Annotated in this window: 2 protein-coding genes; both read right to left on the bottom strand. The window is 71.6% G+C overall.

The genetic code is table 11. The annotated features are described in order from the left end of the window. The coding region (locus AC01FP_RS18540; RefSeq protein ID WP_474482349.1) for a hypothetical protein at positions 1–221 on the bottom strand (221 nt) is incomplete at its 3' end. Between the two features lie 29 nt (positions 222–250). Then, the coding region (locus tag AC01FP_RS18535; RefSeq protein WP_474482347.1) for a hypothetical protein at positions 251–654 on the bottom strand (404 nt) is incomplete at its 5' end.

Below are 654 nucleotides of genomic sequence, written 5' to 3'. Positions count from 1 at the left end.
CAGCGATCCGTGCCGGGAGTCCGGCCCTCCTGCTCATAGATGCGGCGGTCGGCGCCGATGTCGGCGGCGGTTGGCCCTGCAGCGGGTCGTGCGGCCTCGGCCAAAGCCTCGATCTGGTCCGGGCCCTGGAACCCGACGGAGGGTGCGGCGGTCTGAAGGGGACGACGGTCCGCCCCCCCGGCCGGCAGGCCACAGGCCGAGATCAGGAGGGGAAGGGTCAAGAGGAGGGCAGGCGCCCGCCCCCCCGGCCTCACGGGGCGACGGTCCACGTGACGGACACCCGGGTCTGGCTGTCGTCGCCTTCGGTGGGGGCAGCGACGACCGTCAGGGTGGCCCCGCGTCCCTCGGGATCACCGGCGGCATAGGCCTGGGCCTGCCCCTGCCTGAGGGCCGAGACGGTCGACAGGCCGCTTTCGCGCGCCTTTGACTGATAGAATTCGATCACCGCCTCGGGACTGTCGGGCGTGGTGAAGGTGATCGAACCGGCCAGATCGGTGGCGGGTTCGGTGCCGGAAGGCGTGGCATCGGCACCGGGATAGGCCACGGCATAGGCGGGGGCACCATTGGACGGAGTCACAACACCCTCGGCCGCTGCTGTGTCCGGTGCGTCCGAGATCGCGGCTTCGGCCTCTGCATGCGGCGGGGCGTCTTCTT

The organism is Cyanobium sp. NIVA-CYA 375 (assembly GCF_056108345.1).
The sequence above is the reverse complement of the archived record's forward strand: the minus strand, read 5'-3'. Positions and strand labels throughout refer to the sequence as shown.